The sequence below is a fragment of the Bordetella hinzii LMG 13501 genome, assembly GCF_001548475.1.
GTDB lineage: Bacteria > Pseudomonadota > Gammaproteobacteria > Burkholderiales > Burkholderiaceae_B > Bordetella > Bordetella hinzii.
In genome coordinates this window covers 211,469-226,480 of record NZ_LRUJ01000004.1, presented here as the reverse complement: position 1 = coordinate 226,480, position 15,012 = coordinate 211,469, and the positions used below count along the sequence as shown (strand labels likewise).

The 15,012-nt window shown below is 68.0% G+C and carries 15 protein-coding genes; 2 read left to right on the top strand and 13 right to left on the bottom strand.

Annotated elements, in window-relative coordinates; translation table 11 throughout:
* From AXA74_RS04800 to AXA74_RS04785, 4 genes are all read right to left on the bottom strand, one after another.
* Positions 1–414 (bottom strand): PhnE/PtxC family ABC transporter permease (locus AXA74_RS04800; protein ID WP_407060208.1); only part of this gene is annotated, 414 nt, incomplete at its 3' end.
* On the bottom strand, positions 402–1,172 hold the full coding sequence (gene phnC, locus AXA74_RS04795) for a phosphonate ABC transporter ATP-binding protein (RefSeq protein WP_029578354.1): 771 nt from the start codon (positions 1,170–1,172) through the stop codon (positions 402–404). The genes phnC and AXA74_RS04800, both read right to left, overlap by 13 nt.
* A 2-nt stretch (positions 1,173–1,174) precedes the next feature.
* A complete protein-coding gene (gene phnD, locus AXA74_RS04790; RefSeq protein ID WP_032977934.1) occupies positions 1,175–2,179 on the bottom strand; it encodes a phosphate/phosphite/phosphonate ABC transporter substrate-binding protein in 1,005 nt (334 codons plus the stop codon).
* A gap of 102 nt (positions 2,180–2,281) precedes the next feature.
* Positions 2,282–3,283 (bottom strand): LysR substrate-binding domain-containing protein, encoded by a 1,002-nt coding sequence (locus AXA74_RS04785; RefSeq protein ID WP_048939845.1) that lies wholly within the window; start codon positions 3,281–3,283, stop codon positions 2,282–2,284.
* Positions 3,284–3,417: 134 nt separating this feature from the next.
* On the opposite strand from AXA74_RS04785, the gene AXA74_RS04780 reads away from it, so the two are divergent.
* Positions 3,418–4,125 carry an SDR family NAD(P)-dependent oxidoreductase gene (locus AXA74_RS04780; protein WP_029578357.1) on the top strand — a complete coding sequence of 236 codons (708 nt, stop codon included), beginning with the start codon at positions 3,418–3,420 and terminating at the stop codon, positions 4,123–4,125.
* A gap of 27 nt (positions 4,126–4,152) precedes the next feature.
* On the opposite strand, the gene AXA74_RS04775 is transcribed toward AXA74_RS04780, so the two are convergent.
* The 7 genes from AXA74_RS04775 to AXA74_RS04745 form a co-directional block, all read right to left on the bottom strand.
* The gene (locus tag AXA74_RS04775; protein WP_032977932.1) at positions 4,153–5,793 is read right to left on the bottom strand and encodes a hydantoinase B/oxoprolinase family protein; all 1,641 of its coding nucleotides are present in this window, start codon (positions 5,791–5,793) and stop codon (positions 4,153–4,155) included.
* Between the two features lie 6 nt (positions 5,794–5,799).
* A complete protein-coding gene (locus AXA74_RS04770; RefSeq protein WP_032977929.1) occupies positions 5,800–7,818 on the bottom strand; it encodes a hydantoinase/oxoprolinase family protein in 2,019 nt (672 codons plus the stop codon).
* A gap of 86 nt (positions 7,819–7,904) precedes the next feature.
* Positions 7,905–8,600: an ABC transporter ATP-binding protein gene (locus AXA74_RS04765; RefSeq protein ID WP_032977926.1), complete on the bottom strand. Its 696-nt coding sequence runs from the start codon at positions 8,598–8,600 to the stop codon at positions 7,905–7,907.
* Positions 8,587–9,369 carry an ABC transporter ATP-binding protein gene (locus AXA74_RS04760; protein ID WP_029578361.1) on the bottom strand — a complete coding sequence of 261 codons (783 nt, stop codon included), beginning with the start codon at positions 9,367–9,369 and terminating at the stop codon, positions 8,587–8,589. The genes AXA74_RS04765 and AXA74_RS04760 overlap by 14 nt, the downstream gene beginning before the upstream one ends.
* The gene (locus AXA74_RS04755; RefSeq protein WP_080700912.1) at positions 9,366–10,325 is read right to left on the bottom strand and encodes a branched-chain amino acid ABC transporter permease; all 960 of its coding nucleotides are present in this window, start codon (positions 10,323–10,325) and stop codon (positions 9,366–9,368) included. The genes AXA74_RS04760 and AXA74_RS04755 overlap by 4 nt, the downstream gene beginning before the upstream one ends.
* A 2-nt stretch (positions 10,326–10,327) precedes the next feature.
* Positions 10,328–11,203: a branched-chain amino acid ABC transporter permease gene (locus tag AXA74_RS04750; protein ID WP_029578363.1), complete on the bottom strand. Its 876-nt coding sequence runs from the start codon at positions 11,201–11,203 to the stop codon at positions 10,328–10,330.
* A gap of 28 nt (positions 11,204–11,231) precedes the next feature.
* The gene (locus AXA74_RS04745; RefSeq protein WP_032977923.1) at positions 11,232–12,374 is read right to left on the bottom strand and encodes an ABC transporter substrate-binding protein; all 1,143 of its coding nucleotides are present in this window, start codon (positions 12,372–12,374) and stop codon (positions 11,232–11,234) included.
* A gap of 187 nt (positions 12,375–12,561) precedes the next feature.
* On the opposite strand from AXA74_RS04745, the gene AXA74_RS04740 reads away from it, so the two are divergent.
* Complete coding sequence (locus tag AXA74_RS04740; protein WP_032955474.1) at positions 12,562–13,341, top strand: IclR family transcriptional regulator; 780 nt, start codon at positions 12,562–12,564, stop codon at positions 13,339–13,341.
* A 9-nt stretch (positions 13,342–13,350) separates the two neighbouring features.
* On the opposite strand, the gene AXA74_RS04735 is transcribed toward AXA74_RS04740, so the two are convergent.
* Positions 13,351–14,151, bottom strand: a complete 801-nt coding sequence (locus tag AXA74_RS04735) for an IclR family transcriptional regulator (protein WP_029578365.1) — start codon at positions 14,149–14,151, stop codon at positions 13,351–13,353.
* A gap of 5 nt (positions 14,152–14,156) precedes the next feature.
* A complete protein-coding gene (locus AXA74_RS04730; protein ID WP_032955473.1) occupies positions 14,157–14,966 on the bottom strand; it encodes an HAD-IIB family hydrolase in 810 nt (269 codons plus the stop codon).
* Between the last annotated feature and the right edge of the window lie 46 nt (positions 14,967–15,012).

Genomic DNA, 15,012 nt, shown 5'->3' with positions numbered 1-15,012 from the left:
GGCCAGCGCGCCAAACCCCACCGCCTTGACGAACAGGATGGCCACGATGACCGGATGCAGCGAACGGCACAGAGCCACCAGCGCGCGCGCCGGCCAGGATACCCAGGCCGGCATCATGTTGCGCGCGCCCAGCAGCCCCACCGGCAAGGACAGCACGATGCCCAGCAGCGAGGCCAGCACCGCGATTTCCAGGCTTTCGGCAATGCCTTTCCAGAGCGTGGCGGGCTTTTCGAAATTGGGCGGGAACATGCGCGTCAGAAAGGTCGAAGCATGGCCCATGCCGTCGCGGATGCGCGGCCAGTTGAAGTCCAGCTGCGCGGCCGCGTAGACGGCGTATACCACCACCAGCACGGCCAGCAGCCGGGTCTGCCACGACAGGGCGAAGGGCCGGCGCCCGCGTGCTACTGCAACCACGACTCGCCTCCGTAGATGGCTTTCAGCGTCGCCGTGTCCAGGCCTTGCCCGTCGCCGTCATAGACCACGTTGCCGCCCGACATGCCGACAATGCGCGTGGCATAGCGGCGCGCCAGTTCCACGTCATGGATGTTGACCAGCACCGGGATGCCGTTGGCATTGCCCTGCTCGGTGAGCAGCTCCATGATTTCCACCGAAGTCTTGGGGTCCAGCGAGGAGGTCGGCTCGTCGGCCAGCAGCAGCTGCGGGCGCTGCATCAGCGCGCGCGCGATGCCCACCCGCTGCCGCTGGCCGCCCGACAAGGCATCGGCGCGCTGGTCGGCAAAGCCGGCCAGGCCCACCGTCTCCAGCAGCTCGAAGGCGCGGTCGATGTCGGCCGGCTCAAAGCGGCGCATCCAGGCCTTGAAGGCCGAGGTATAGCCCAGGCGGCCGGTCAGCAGGTTTTCCATCACGCTCAGGCGCTCGACCAGGTTGTACTCCTGGAACACCATGCCGATGCGCCGGCGCGCATGCCGCAGCGCCTGACCGCGCACTCGGGCCAGGTCCACCGTGGCGCCGTCGGCCTGCAGCACGATCTCGCCGCGCGTGGGCTCGATCAGCCGGTTCACGCAGCGCAGCAACGTGCTTTTGCCCGTGCCCGAAGGGCCGATGATGGCCGTCAGGCCCTGGCCGGCCACCTGCAGATCGATGCCCTTGAGCACCGGCTGGCCGGCCCGGTACTCCTTGACCAGGCCGGAAATGCGCAAAGAAGTCGTCATGCTTACTGCTTGCCCTTGTTCTTGGCGTTTTCGCGGTCGTAGGCCGCGCGGTTGAAGCTCTCGCCGCCGGACTCCGCCACTTCGCGCACGATGGCCCAGTCCTTCTGATAGGTCACCGGATAGAAGCGGTCGGCGCCATCGAAGGCCTTCTTCATCGCGTCGGGGAAGCGGTAGTCATAGAAGCACTTGAGCATCTGGTCGCGGAACTTCGGCTCCAGGTCATGCGCATAGGCGAACGACGAGGTGGGGAACTTCTCGCTGCGGTAGATCACGCGGAAATCGTCTTCCTTGATCTGGCCGCGTTCGGCCATGCGCTTGAACACATCCGAGGCCACGGCCGCGGCGTCATAGTCGCCGGAGTTCACGCCCATGACCGACTGGTCATGCTTGCCCGAGAACACCACCTTGTAATCTTTGTCGGGCGTCAGGCCCTCCTTGGGGAACAGCGCGACCGGCGCCATATGGCCGGAGTTGGACGAGGGGGCGGTGTGCGCCAGCTTCTTGCCCTTCAGGTCCGTGAGCTTCTGGTAAGGGCTGTTCTTCTTGACGATGACGATCAGGTTGTAGCCCTGGAAGCCATCGGCATAGCCCTTGACCGCGAACGGCACCGCGCCGGCGATGTTCACGGCGAAGGCGGTCGGGCCGGTCGAGAAGCCGCCCACGTGCAGGCGGCCCGAACGCATGGCCTCGATCTCGGCGGCATTGCTTTGCACCTGGTAGAACACCACGCGCTTGCCGGTGCACTGCGCCAGATGCGTGGTGAAAGGCTTGAAGATGTCTTCGTAGACGGCGGGATCCTCGACCGGCGTGTAGGTGAAGACCAGCGTCGACGGCGTCTTCAGCTTGGCCGGATCGGTCGGCGTGTCCGCCACCAGGTCCTTGTTGGCGTCGCAATACATCACGTCCAGGTCGCCCCGGTTGGGGCAGGCGTCGGCGGCGAAGGCGCCCTGGGCGCCGGCGCCCAGGGCCAGGGCGAGAGCGGCTTGCAGCATGCGCTTGGCTTGCATGGATTTGTCTCCTTTCTGCGTTTTTATGACAGTCATGATTCTTGTCATGACATTCAAACACAAAAAAACGCGCAGGAAACCTGGGAAGTTCCCGATCTTTTTTTACGCCTTTTGTTCGTTTTGAGCGTTTTGTTTTCGTTTTGCGCGGCTGTCTACCTGCCGCGGGGGCGGGACTGGCGCGCGGGGGTAGGCGGCCTGGCATATCGCCAGCACCTCTGCGCGCAGCCATTGCTGGGCGGGGTCCCGGTCCAGGCGCGGATGCCAGATCGCCGAGACGCTGAAAGCGGGCGTCGGGACGGGCAGTTCGAACCACTGCAAACCGTTGTCGGCCGCGTGATCGGGGAGGAAGGTGTTGCCCAGGCAGGACTGCGGAATGATCGCCAGCGCGTCGCACCGGCGGGCCACCTGCATCGCGCCGGGAAACGAGGGCACCACCAGGGCGATCCTGCGCCGCTCGCCCAGGACGGCCAGGGCGGCATCGGCGGGGTGCGGCGTTTCGCCGGGGCGCGAGGCCGAGATGTGATCGCAAGCGGCCCATTGCTGCAGCGGGATGTTGCCCTTGTCCACGGCGGGGTGGCCCTTGCGGCAGACGCCCACGTAGCGATCGCGAAACAGTCGGCGGGTCAGCAATTCGGGCGCGGATGTCCGCAGCGTGCCGATCTCCAGGTCGATGGTCCCGTCGCGCAAGGGCTGGGCGTCCCAATCGGGCTTGGGCACGAATCGAAGCTGCACCTCGGGCGCGGCCGCCCGGATGCGATCCATCAGCGCCGCGCCCAGGAGGTCGATAAACCCTTCCCCCGCCCGCAAGGTGTAGTGCTGCGCCAGGAGGAGGGGATCGAAATGGTGTTGAGGGGGCCTGAGCATGGCTTCGGCCTCCCGCGCCAGGGCGGGCAGGCGCTGGCTCAATTGCTCCGCATAGGGTGTCAGCACCAGGGCCCGTCCGGCCTGCAGGAGCAGGCGGTCGCCCGTGACGGCGCGCAGCCGGGCCAGCGTGCGGCTCATTGCCGAGACGCTGAGGTTCAGGCGCCGCGCCGCGCCTGTGACGCTGCGCTCGGTCAAGAGCGCGCTCAGGGCGGGCAGCAGGTTGAGATCGACACGGGACATCCGCCAAGCATAGCGCCAAGCTGACCAGGCATGGCGTTGGGCGCAAGCATGGTTTGCAGCCAGCGCGTCTGGTGCAATTCGGGGCCCATGTCCAGAATGGAAGGCGTCCTATCCCTACCTGAGAGGCAAGCCCCATGTCCCCCCCCGATACGCAAGCTCCCCGTATTCTGATCATCGGCGCCTCGCGCGGCCTTGGCCACGCGATGGCCGCAAACTTGCTGGCCCTGGGCTGGAAGGTCACCGGCACCGTGCGCGGCGCATCCACGCCTTTGCACGCCTTGGCCGACGCGCATCCCGGCCGCGTCGATATCGAAACCGTGGACGTCGCCCGCGGAGAAGACATCGATGCCTTGCGCTTGCGCCTGTCGCATCGGCGCTTCGACATCCTGTTCGTCAACGCCGGCACCACGAATCCGGACCCCTCCCAGACCATCGGTGAAGTGTCGACCGAGGATTTCACCGGCTTGATGATCACCAATGCACTGGGCCCGATGCGGGCCGTCGAGCGCCTGGCGGATCTGGTCCCGCCCGACGGGCTGATCGCGGTCATGTCCTCCGGCCAAGGCAGCATCGCCGACAACGAGTCGGGGCAGCGAGAGCTTTATCGCGGCACCAAGGCGGCGCTGAACCAGTTCATGCGCTGCTATGCGGCGCGGCAGCGCGGCACGCCGCGCGCCTTGTTGCTGATGGCGCCCGGCTGGGTGCGCACGGAGCTGGGCGGGCCCGGCGGCAGGCTGTCCATCGAGGAAAGCGTGCCAGGCGTCGTCGAGGTGTTATTGGCCAAGCGCGGCCGCCCCGGGCTGGAATACCTCGACTACCAGGGGCGGACCGTCCGTTGGTGAGCCCGGCCGGGCCTCGGGCGCGCCGGATCACGCCGGGTAATACCCCTGCCGCCGGTCATATTCCCGCGCCTGGGGCGAGCGCCTGGCGGGATCGCCATAGCCGCCGCCGCCCGGCGTGAAGACCTCGATCACGTCGCCGGCCTGCATGGTGATTCCCTGGTCCTTGGAGACGTGGGGCGGCACATAGGCCTGGCCGTCGCGGTAGATGGTGACACGGGTGCGTCCGCCTTCCTGGCCGCCGGCCGCGCCCGGCGGCCCGAACTTGCCGTGGTCCATGACCATGGAGGCGCGGGCCGAGCCCGCGCGCAGGCGGATGCGGTAGTGGATGCCCATGCCGCCGCGGAATTCGCCCAGGCCGCCCGAGCCTTCGTGGATGGCGTAGCGCTCGAAGAGCACGGGATAGAGCTGTTCCTGCACTTCGACCGGCGCGGCCTTGGAGATGCCTATGGTGGAGCAGCCATTGGTCAGGCCGTCGCCGCCCGGATGGCCGCCATAGCCGCCGCCGGAGATGACATACATGACGTAGGAGCGCTTGCGGTCCGGGTCGGTGCCGCCGATGGCCAGGTTGGCGGTGGTCCCGGCCGGGGCCGCGAACAGGCGGTGCGGGATGGCCTTTTGCAGGGCATCGAAGACGGCCTCGGCGATGCGCTGGCTGACTTCGGCCGCGCAGCCGGAGACCGGACGCGGATAGCGCGCGTAGAGGAAGGTGTCGTCGGGGTCGCTGATGCGCAGCGGTTCGAACATGCCGGCGTTGATGGGCAGTTCGGGAAAGACGTGCTTGATGGCCAGGTAGATGGAGGAGCGGGTGGTGGCGATGACGCTGTTCATGGGGCCGGCGCAGGGCGGGCTGGACTCGCTCAGGTCGAAGTGCATGAGTTCGCCCGCCTTGTGTATCTTGACCGAGACTTTGAGCGGCTCATCGACCACGCCATCGGAGTCCAGGAAGGCCTGGCCTTCGTAGTCGCCGTCGGGGATGGCGGCGATGACGGCGCGGGTCTGCTCGGCGGCCTGGCGCTTGAGTTCGACCACGGCCGCGTCCACGGTCTGCGCGCCATAGCGGTCCAGCAATTGCGTCAGGCGCCGCTCGCCGATGGCCAGCGCGGCGGCCTGGGCCTTGATGTCGCCGATGCGCTGTTCGGCGATGCGGATATTGGACATCAGGATGGACAGGATCTCGGGGTCCATTTCGCCTCGCTTGTACAGCTTGACCGGCGGCAGGCGCAGGCCTTCCTGCTCGATCTCGGTGGCGTGGGCCGAAAAGCCGCCGGGCACCATGCCGCCCATGTCGGGCCAGTGGCCGGTGTTGGCCAGCCAGGCGTAGAGATCGCCCCGGTAGAAGAAGGGTTTGACGAAGCGCACGTCCATCAGGTGCGTGCCGCCCAGGTAGGGGTCGTTGACCATGAAGACGTCGCCGGGCGCGATGTCGCGGGCGCGCTTGATGACGGCCTGGGTGGAGAACTGCATGGTGCCCACGAAGATGGGCAGGCCCAGCTCGCCTTGGGCGATCAGTTCGCCGGTCTCGCGGTGGTAGATGCCGTTGGAGCGGTCCTGCGACTCGGAAATGATGGGCGAGAAGGCCGCGCGGCAGTGCGCCAGGTCCATCTCGTTGCAGACCTGGTGCAGCCCGCTCTGGATGACGGTGAGCGTGACGGGATCAATGGTAGCCATGATGACCTAGAGGGAGATGATGAGGTTGCCGTAGGCGTCGCCGCGCGCATGGGCGCCCGGGTCGATGACGATGGTGGCGTCCAGTTGTTCGATGATGGCCGGACCGGCCAGCCCTTCGGCGGGGACGTGTTCGCGGGCAAGGACGGGGGTGTCCACCCAGCCGGTGTCGGCAAACCAGACCGGACGGCGCCGGGCTTCGGCGGCGGGCGCGCCGGTGCTGCGCAGCATGTCCAGCGAGATGCCCTGCCGCTTGCCGACCAGGCTGGTGTCCAGCGTGACCAGCAGCGGGCGCAGTTCCGAGAGTTCGACCTGGAAGCGCTGCCAATAGGCGCGCGCGAAGGCTTCCTGCAATTGCGCCACCGTGGCCTGCCCGGGCTGCAGCGCCACGGTGAGCAGGTGGCTCTGGCCTTGGAACTGCATCTGCGCGTGATGAAAGACCTCGATCTCGGAGACGGCGATGCCGTCGCGGGCGATGGCGGCCCGGCCCTGGGCGATCTGCTCGCGCAGGCAATCGGCCAGGTCTTCGTCGCGCAGGTCCTTGAGCGGGCGGTTGAAGGATTTGACGAAATCGTGCCGGACGTCGGCGACCAGGCAGCCCAGCGCATTGGTCAGGCCCGGGCGCACCGGGATGAGGACAGTGGGGATGGCCAGTTCGCGCGCCAGGGCCACGGCATGCAAGGGGCCCGCGCCGCCAAAGGCAAAGAGCGCGAAGTCACGCGGATCGTAGCCGCGCGCCAGGCTGACCAGGCGCACGGCGCCGGCCATATTGTTGTTGCCGACCTGCAGGATGGCGGCGGCGGCCTGCACCGCGTCCAGGCCCAGCGGCTTGCCGATGGCCGCCTCGATGCGCCCGGCCACTTCGTCCACCGTCACGGCCCGGTCAACGGCCAGCAGGCGCTGGGGATCCAGCCGGCCCAGCACGAGGTTGGCGTCGGTCAGGGTGGGCAGCTCGCCGCCGCGGCCATAGCAGATGGGCCCGGGACGCGCGCCGGCGCTGTCGGGCCCCACGCGCAACAGGCCGCCCGCCTGCACGCGGGCGATGGAGCCGCCGCCCGCGCCGACGGTGTGAACGTCGACCATGGGGACGTGCAGCGGCATGCCGTACTCCAGTTCCAGCTCGCTGGACACCTTGGGCACGCCGTTCTCGATCAGGGCCACGTCGGAGGACGTGCCGCCCATGTCGTAGGTGATGAGGTTGGGGTAGCCCGACAGCCGTCCCGAATAGGCCGCGGCCATGACGCCGGACGCCGGACCCGACATGACCGTGTTGATGGCCGTGCGCGAGATGGCGCGCGCCGAGACCGTGCCGCCGTTGCCCTGCATGACCAACAGGTCGCTGCGAAAGCCGGCTTCGGAGAGGCTGCCTTGCAGGCGGTCGATATAGCGGTCCAGGATGGGCTGCACCGAGGCGTTGACCGCGGCGGCCGTGCCGCGCTCGAATTCGCGGAACTCGGAGATGATGGCGTGGCCGGCCGTGATGTATTGATTGGGCCAGTGCTGGCGCGCCAGTTCCAGGGCGCGCAGTTCATGCGCGGGATTGGCGTAGCTGTGCAGAAAATGGATGACCAGCGCCTCAACGCCGCTGTCGGCCAGTTCGCGCACGCGCGCCACGAAGGCCGCCTCGTCCAGCGGCACGAGCACCTGCCCCTGGGCGTCCATGCGTTCGGCCACTTCGCGGCGCAGTTCGCGCGGGATGAGGGGCACGAAGCTGCCGGTCAGGCCATAGGCCTGCGGGCGGGTGCGGCGCCCCAGCTCCAGGATGTCGCGAAAACCCTCGGTGGTGATGAGGCCCACCCGGGCGAGCTTGCGTTCGAGCACGGCATTCGTGGTGGTCGTGGTGCCATGGACGATGCTGTCGACCTGCTCCAGCGCGATGCCGGTTCGGCGCAGGGCCTCCAGCACGCCATAGGCCTGGTTGTCCAGGGTGCTGGGCACCTTGGAGATGCGCACCGAGCCGCTCTGGTCGTCGACCAGGATGAGGTCCGTGAAGGTGCCGCCGACGTCGATGCCTACGGTGACGGTCATGACGGTTCTCCCAAGCGGCGCAGGGCATTGCGGACGCGCGGCGGGCGTGAAAACAAGGATGGATGCATGTTTCTCTCGATCAGGAATTAGCGGCCCAGGTAGGCGTCCCGGACACGGGGATGGTGGCGCAGCGCGTGGGCCGTATCGGTCAGCACGATGCTGCCGTTTTCGATGACGTAGCCGCGGTCGGCCACGCCCAGCGCCAGGACAGTGTTCTGTTCGACCAGCAGCACGGTCATGCCGCCTTCGTTGATGCGGGCGATGCGCGCATAGACTTCCTCGGCCAGTCGCGGCGCCAGGCCCAGCGACGGCTCGTCCAGCAGCAGCAGCCGGGGGCGGGCCATGAGGGCCCGGCCGATGGCCAGCATCTGCTGCTCGCCGCCCGACAAAGACCAGCCCAGTTGGCCGGATCGCTCGTGCAGGCGCGGAAAGAGGTCATAGACGCGCTCGAAGTCCTCGCGCGAACCCCCGCCGCGGGGCGCGGCGCCGACTTCGAGGTTTTCGCGCACCGTCAAGCCCGGGAAGATGCGCCGGCCTTCGGGCACATGGGCGATGCCGGCGCGCACGCGCTTTTGCACCGGCAGGCCGTCGAGGGCCCGGCCGTCGAAGTCCAGCCGCCCGGTAGTGGGCAGCAGGCCCGAGATGGCGCGCAGCAGCGTGGTCTTGCCGGCGCCGTTCACGCCGATCAGCGCCACGGCTTCGCCGGCCTTGACCTCCAGGTCGATGCCGCGCAGGGCCACGATATCGCCATAGGCCGCGCCCAGGTTTCTACACTGCAACATGCTGGTAGCCTCCTCCGAGATAGGCCTCGAGCACGGCCGGGTTGGATTGCACTTCGGCGGGCGTGCCCTCGGCCAGCTTGGCGCCGAAGTTCAGCACCGCCACGCGCTCGGCCAGGCGCATCACCATGCCCATGTTGTGTTCGATCAGCACGACGGACAGGCGGTGCTGCTCGCGCAGGCGCCGCAGCAGGTCCATCAATTGCTCGACTTCGCCGGAGTTCAGGCCGGCGGCCGGTTCGTCCAGCAGCAGCAGCCTCGGCCTGGCCACCATGACGCGGGCCATCTCCACCATGCGGCGATTGCCATAGGAGAGCGAGCCGATGCTGCGGTCGGCGTAGGCGTGCAGATCGAAGTGGCGCAGCGTCTCGAAGGCGGCCTCCCGCGCGGCAAGCTCGCGCCGGCGGGCCGCGCCCGGACGCAGCAGCAGGCCGGCCAGCGAACGCGAGTCGCGCATGGCCGCGCCCAGCATGACGTTCTCCAGCACGCTCAGGCGCGTGAACAGCCGCCCGCTCTGGAAGATGCGGCCGATGCCGGCATGCACGATGGCATGCGTGGGGCGGCCGGTGAGCTCGGCGCCGTCGAAGCGGATACGGCCCGACGTGGGCGGCACCAGGCCCGTCATGACATTGAGCAGCGTGCTCTTGCCCGCGCCATTGGGGCCGATGATGGCGTAGAACTGATGGTCGGCGATGTCCAGGCTGACGTCCGACAGCGCCTGCACGCCGCCGTAGCGCTTGCTGATGTTCTCCACGCGCATGAGGGCGGTCATGGCCGGCCTCCCGCGATGGCGGCGCGGCGGCGCTCATAGGTGCTCCGGTCCAGCAGGCTGATGAGCCCGCGCGGCAGCACCACCAGGATGAGCAGCACCAGCACGCCGAAAATCAGCAGGTAGGCGTTGCCCACGCCGCGCAGCAATTCGGGCAACAAGGTCACGCCCACCGCGCCGAGGATGGCGCCGATGATGCTGCCTTCGCCGCCGACCACCAGCATGGCCAGGTAGATGATGGAGTGCGAGAAATTGAAGTCTTCCGGCGAGACAAAGCGGATGTGAAAGGCGAACAGGCAGCCCGCCACGGCGGCGTAGGCCGCGCCCAGCGTAAAGGCGGCCACCTTGACCCGCGTGACCGGCAGGCCCGTCATGGCCGAGGCCAGCTCGTCGTCGCGCACCGCCATCAAGGCGCGTCCGGCGTGCGAGCGGCGCACGCGGGCGGCCAGCAAGGCCAGGAACGCGAGGATGGCGAGCGAAAACCAATAGAAGCTGGGCTCGCTGTCCAGCGCCACCGGTCCCAGGCGCAGCGCCGGTATGCCCGAGATCCCGTTGGTGCCGCCGGTGACTTCCATCCAGTTGGATACCACGATGGTGAAGCTCACGTTCAGCCCCAGGGTGGCCAGGGCGAGGTAATGGCCCTTCAGGCGCAGCAGGATGCGGCCGGTCAGATAGGCGCTCAGGCAGGCCGCGGCGATGCCGGCCAGCGCGGCCTGCCAGGGATTCCAGCCGTGGCTGGTGGTCAGGATGGCGACCAGATAGGCCGCCACGCCCATGAAGGCCGCGTGCGCCAGCGAAATCAGGCCGGCGTAGCCGAACACGAAGTTCAGGCCGATGACGGCGATGGCCGAAATAATGGCGGTATTGGCCAGGCGGTTGCCATAGCCCTGCGTGAACAGGGGGAGCAGGGCAGCCAGCGCCAGCACGGCCAGCATGCCAAGCAATGTGGATCGTTTCATGGTCAGCCCCGGTCGGCGATGCGTTCGCCGAAAATGCCCTGCGGCCTGGCCAGCAAGAAGAGGATCATGATCCCGAAAGCCAGCAGGTCCTTGTAGGTGGAGGAGAGATAGGCCGCGCCGAGGATCTCGATCAGCCCGACCAGCAGGCCCCCGGCAATGGCGCCGGGCACGCTCCCGAAGCCGCCGATGATGGTGGCCGCGAAGGCCTTCAGCGCCACGGCGTCTCCCATGTTGACGTCGGCGAACCACATGGGACCGACCAGCAGCCCGGCGAAGCCGGCGAACACGGCGGCCAGCAGCCAGGCAAAGCCCAGGAGTGCCCGCACGGGCAGCCCCATGAGCTTGGCGGTCTCCACATCCTGCGCCACGGCCCGCATGGAACGGCCGATGGGCGTGCGGTGCAGCAGGGCGTACAGGCCGGCGATGAGCAGCAGCGTGATGCCTATGGTGGCCAAGGCGTGCACCGTGATGACGCCGCCGGCCAGGCTGACCGTGCCGTCGCCGAAAGGCGAGGGCATGCGAAACGGCCAGGCGTCCCAGATCAGCAGCGCGCCGTTCTGCATGGCGATGCCGGCGGCCACCGTGCCGATGATCACCGCCACCACCGGGCGGTTCTGCAAGGGCAGGTGGACCAGCACATAGAAAAGCAGGCCGAACAGCGCCATCATGGCCAGGGCCACCGGATAGGCCAGGGCGGCCGGCCATTGGGCCTGGATGATGGTGGTCACGCCGAAGAAAGTGCCCAGCATGACGAACTGGCCGGCGGCGAAGTTCACCACGCTGGTGGCGGAGTACACGATGACAAAGCCCAGCGCGGCCAGGGCGTAGACGCTGCCCAGCGCTACGCCGTTGACCAGCAGTTGGATCATTTCCTGCATGAAAGTCCCCTCGTGGCGGCGCCCATGCTCAGTCGACCTTGATGGCGCTGATGAACCGCATGTCCTTGCTGCCGTCGGCGAACTTCACCACCGCGACGTCATGCACGCCATTGCCCTTGGCGTCGAAACCGTAGACGTGCGAGACGCCCTGGTAGTCCTTCACGTTCTTGAGATAGGCCTGCAGCTTCTGCGGCTCCGTGCCCACGGCGTTGATGGCCTGGGCCATGAGCATGGCGCCGTCGTAATAAGCCGCGCCATAGGGATCGGCGTCCATGGAGAACCGCTGCTTGAAACGTTCGGCGTAGGCCTTGCCGCGCTCGGTGGCTGGCAAATAGGTGTCGATGACGCCCCAGACGTTTTCCAGGTCGCGCGGCGAGAGCAATTGCATGGCGGCCGGGACAAAGGCCGCCGACGAGGCCACCACCGGCTGCTTGATGCCCAGCATCTTGATCTGCCGCAGCAGCATGGCGCCGTCCTGGGGATAGACGAAGGCCAGGATGACGTCGGCGCCCTTGTTCTTCAGGCCGAGGATCTGGGCCGACATGTCCTTGTCGTTCTGGCCATAGGCTTCCATGCCGACCGCGGCGATGCCTTGTTCCTTGAGATAGGCGGCCGCGGCGTTGGCGCCGCCCTGGCCGAAGTCGTTCTGGATGTAGAGGATGCCGGGCTTGGCGAGTTTGAGCTCGTCCTTGACGAAGCGGGCCATCGCCACGGCCGCCGTGCTGTCCTGCGGCCGGATGCGGAACATCCAGGGGTTGCCCAGCTCGCCCACGGCGTCCGCGCCGCCGGCATACATGGCCGGGATGCCGGTCTTGGTGACTTCAGGGGCCACGGCGATGTTCTGCGTGCTGTAGCTGGTGAGGAAGGTGAAGGCGGGCTTGTTCTCCTGCACCAGCTTCACATAGGCGTTGACGGCGGTGCCGTTGGAAGCCTGGGCGTCCTCGAACACGAACTTGACCGGCTTGCCCTGCAAGCCCCCGGCCTTGTTGATGTCGTCCTCGGCCAGCTTGAGCGAGTTGTAGTACTGCTTGCCGGTCAGGGACAGCGGCCCGGTCAGGGGCACGGTGGCGCCGACGACCACATTCTGTGCGCCGGCCGCGCCGCTCAGGCCGGCCAGGGCAAGAGCCGCCAGGTGGCGGCGGGCGAAACGGTGAAAGCGTTGGACTGACATTGCTGCGCTCCTGTGACGTATCACGCTGAAGGCGGGCTTCCCCATGGAAGGTTCCCGGAGGGTGGTCGTTCCGGTTTTCGGAACAACGTTCCTTTTTTCGGTATAATAAAAAAAGCGCCGCCCCGCGGGCAAGACCGGGTTTTCCCGGGACGTGTCCGCCCTAAAATGCGCCACCAAGGAAAACACCATGAGCCAAGAGCCCAAACCTCCCCCGCTTGAGCGCTACACCCGCATCCTCGAACTGCTGGCCTCTTTTCCCGACGGCCTGGGCCTGACCGAAGTCGCGCGCATGCTGGCCTTGCCCAAGACCAGCGCCCACCGGCTGCTGGGCACCATGCAGGACTCGCAATTGGTGGACATGGTGGCGGGCGGGGCCTACGTGCTGGGCGGGCGCATCCGGCGCCTGGCCATGGCCAGCGCGGATACGGAGTGGGTGGCCACCGTGGTGCGGCCGCACCTGGCCGACATGGCGGCCGAAACCGACGAGACCTGCTATCTGGCCAAGATGCACGCCGGCACCAGCGTGTCGTCAGTGCTGATGGAGGCGCCCGACACGCCCTGGCGCGGCTTCGTGCTGCCGGGCAAGGGGATGGCGCCGCATGCCGCGGCTTCGGCCAAGGCCATCCTGGCCTTCCAGCCGGCCAGCGTCATCGACGCCGCCCTGGCCGATCCCCTGCCGCGCCTGACGTCCAACACCCGCACCGATCCGGACGACATCCGGCGCGAGTACGCGCGCATCCGCGAGCAGGGCTATGCCACCTGCATAGGCGAAATCGACGAGGAACTGGCCGCGCTGGGCGTGCCCATCCGCGGGCCGAGGCAGACCGTGATCTACAGCCTGGGCGTGACCGGGCCGCTGCAGCGGCTGCGGAACAAGGGCCACGAAGCGCTGGCGCAGGTCATGAAACGCTATGCGCGCCGCATCGAGGACGCGCTGGCGACCGGCGCGGCCAACCGCGCGGACTGAGCGCGCGGCTCAGGCGGCGCGCCAGCCCAGCTTGCGCGAAACCTCCTGGGCGCAGGCCAGCAGCGGCCGGGCGATGCTGCCGTTCCAGGAGACGTCGAACAGGCCGCTGGGGCCGATGGCGGTGATCGCCAGCGCCAGCTTGCCCGCATGGTCGAAGACCGGCACGGACAGGGCGTCCACGCCCGGCAGCGGGTTGCCCACGGCGCGCGCCATGCCGTGCACCCGGATGTCGGCCAGCATGGCTTGCAGATGCGCGGGGCGGGCCGATTTCAGCGGCGTCGCCAGCGTCGAGGTGACGGCCGTGTCGTTTTCTTCGCGCGCGATGTAGTGCTCGGCCACCTTGGGCGGCAGCCAGGCCGCGAACACCAGGCCGGTGGCCGTGTTGAGCATGGACATCACCGTGCCCTGGCGCATGTTCACGTGGACCGGATAGCTGGCCTCGGTGATATGCACCATGGTCGGACCGTGCGAGCCCAGCACGGCCAGGCCCACGGTGTGGCCGATGCCGGCCTGGAATTGCGCGACTTCGGGCAGCGCCACGCGCACCGGGTCCAGGCGCTGCAGGCTCACCAGGCCCATCTGCAAGGCGAAGGGGCCCAGCTCGTAGTGGCCGCTGATGCTGTCCTGCTGGACCAGGCCCACGCGGATGAAGCTCACCAGATAGGGATGGGCCTTGGCCGAGGTCATGCCGGCCGCGGCCGCCAGGTCGCGCAGCGTCATGGGCCGGGCCGCGTCGACCAGGGCCGCCAGCAGCGGAAAGCCCACCTCCACCGACTGGATGCTGCGGCGGCCGTCGTTGGCAGTCGCCATGATGCTCAGCCTCCGTGGCCGCGGCGGGCGGCAAGCAGGCGATCGGCCATTTCGACAAAGCCCGCGCCGCCGCGCGAGGGCGTGACGAAGGCCGGTTTTTGCTTGATGCGGTGCAGTTGCGATTGGATATTGGCCACGCCCACCGACAGCGGGAAGAACCCGAACATGGGCTCATCGTTGGGCGAGTCGCCGATGAACAGCGTGGAGGGCAGGGCCTGCACGATGTCCTGGCCCAGTTCGCGCTCGAAGAGCCGCCGCGTCATGCTGAGCTTGTCATAGTCGCCGTACCACCCGTTGACGTGGATGGAGCTGACCTTGGCCTGGGCGCCGGCCTCCTCAAAGATGCGCACGATGCGGTCGACCTGCGCCTGCGGCAGCGCGGGCACGTCCTCGCAGAAATCGATCGCCAGGTCCGCCGCGCGATAGGCCTGGTCGCTGGCCAGCGCCGCGCCGGGCACTTCGCGCAGCACGCGGTCGCGGATGGCGTCCAGCCGCGCGCGGTTGGCGGCGCGCGTGGCGGCATCGTCCCAGTAATGGGTCTTCATGCGGTGGGCGCTGCGGTCGTAGGCGTAATAAAAGGCGCCGTTTTCGCCGACCACGGCGCGCACCGGCCACATCCGCACGATGTGGTCGCACCAGCCCGCCGGGCGGCCGGTGATGGGAATGACGCGGATGCCGGACAGCTCCAGGCGCTCCATCGCGGCGTAGGCGCCGGCGGTCAGGCGGCCATCGGTGGTGATGGTGTCGTCGATGTCCGTCAGCACAGTGCGTACCGAGGCCGCAACCGAAGTGGGCAGGGCGGCTAGGGGTTGCATGTCACTCCTTTGTCTGGTGGTTGTCCGGCGGCAGGCCGATGCAGTG